The sequence below is a fragment of the Ruminococcus sp. YRD2003 genome, assembly GCA_900109435.1.
GTDB lineage: Bacteria > Bacillota > Clostridia > Oscillospirales > Ruminococcaceae > Ruminococcus > Ruminococcus flavefaciens_G.
In genome coordinates this window covers 1-1731 of the sequence record FNZT01000041.1, presented here as the reverse complement: position 1 = coordinate 1731, position 1731 = coordinate 1, and the positions used below count along the sequence as shown (strand labels likewise).

Genomic DNA, 1731 nt, shown 5'->3' with positions numbered 1-1731 from the left:
TCCTCGTATAATAGATTTTAGGGTGGTTTAAAGAGCACCCCAATGAACCTCTGCCACGCTCGGTTGAGTAAAGCAGCATTGAAATCGGAATGAGCGTAGCGAATGGAGATTTCAATGCTGCGGCGGAGTTCCGCCGGGTTTAATCAAACAATCAACAGGCATTCACATACCCATGATATAATAGCTGTAATCAGCAGGAACAAGTTCTGATCTTCCTTAGTCGAACCTCAAGGTTGCTTCCTTAGAGAGTCTGTTCCCCAGAGCTGTGAGTTAGCTGCTTACACGTAGGCTGTTTATCCGGGATGCACTCCATCCGGTTTTACAGGCAGTACGGATCATCGCATCGGAGCCGCCCGGAGTGTATGCTGATATGCGAGGTTGCGGATGCCACAGTATCATGGGTAGCTGAATGCCTGCTGGTTGAAAATCCCGATGAAGGGAGGTGGAAAATGTGAATCAAGACAAACTTTATGTTGGCATTGATGTCAGCAGCAAGAATAACGTCTGCTATCTCATGCAGTCCGACGGCAGCAAACAAAGTTCATTTTCTGTGCCGAACAACAGGAATGGTGCAAAATTAATTGTTGACAGAGTGACCTCTGTGCTTCTATTGCAGGACATTCCACAGGTTGTGATTGGCATGGAAGCCACATCCGTTTACGGTGATAATCTCATGCGATTTCTCAGGGAAAGCGGCAGTCTTGGACGGTTTGACCGGCACCTGTATATGCTCAATCCCAAACAGGTCAAAAAGTTCCGGGATGCTTATTCCGATCTTCCGAAAAACGATTATGTCGATTCCTTCGTCATTGCAGACCACCTCCGCTTTGGCAGAATCAATAAGGAGGTCTACATGGACGATTACAAGTATCAGGCGCTCAAGATGTATACCCGAGCGCGTCATCAGCTCGTGCAGGAACTGACACGGGAAAAGCAGCGTCTTCTGAACAATATTTTTATTAGCTTTTCCGGACTGGCACAAGAGAAAATTTTCTCCGACAAATTCGGTGCAACGTCTATGGCTTTGATTGAAGAGTTCTCTTCGCTCGATGAGCTTGCATATATGAGTACCGATGAGCTTGCGGATTTTATTCGTAAGGAAGGCAAAAATCACTTTGAGAATCCGGAAGAGATTGCGGAAGCTGTTCAGCGTGCTGCGAAAAACTCTTACCGTCCGCCGCAGGTCATTGCAGATGCAGCCAAGCAGATGCTCGCCATATCTATGACCACCATTCGTCTGCTCCAGAAGCAGATCAAGGAGTATGATAAGGCAATTGAAAAGATGCTGGAAGCATTCCCACAGACTCTTACCTCAATCAAAGGCATTGGCAATATTTATGCTGCCGGAATCATCGCTGAGATCGGTGATATTAACCGTTTCCCCAGTCAGGCAAGCCTGGCAAAATATGCCGGTCTTGTCTGGACTCAGCACCAGTCCAGTGATTTTGAAGCTGAGGACAAGCGCATGATCCAAGGCGGTAACCATCATCTGAAATACTATTTGTGCGAAGCTGCAAACGCTCTGAGAAGATGCGACCCGGAGTTCAAGCGCTTCTACGCTCTCAAATACAAAGAGGCTAACAAGCACAATCATAAACGCGCACTCGCTCTCACTGCCAGAAAGTTGGTCAGGTTAGTCTATACACTGCTGAAGACTAACCGCCTGTATATCCCGCCGGAGGAATATTAATCCGGCAACTCCAGCCCGCCGAAAAATTTTTTCGGTGCGGG

1 protein-coding gene is annotated in these 1731 nt (G+C 47.4%); it reads left to right on the top strand.

The features are described from left to right. The first annotated feature begins 451 nt into the window (after positions 1–451). On the top strand, positions 452–1690 hold the full coding sequence (locus tag BMX22_RS15710; RefSeq protein WP_318259796.1) for an IS110 family transposase: 1239 nt from the start codon (positions 452–454) through the stop codon (positions 1688–1690). The last annotated feature ends 41 nt before the right edge of the window (positions 1691–1731 follow it).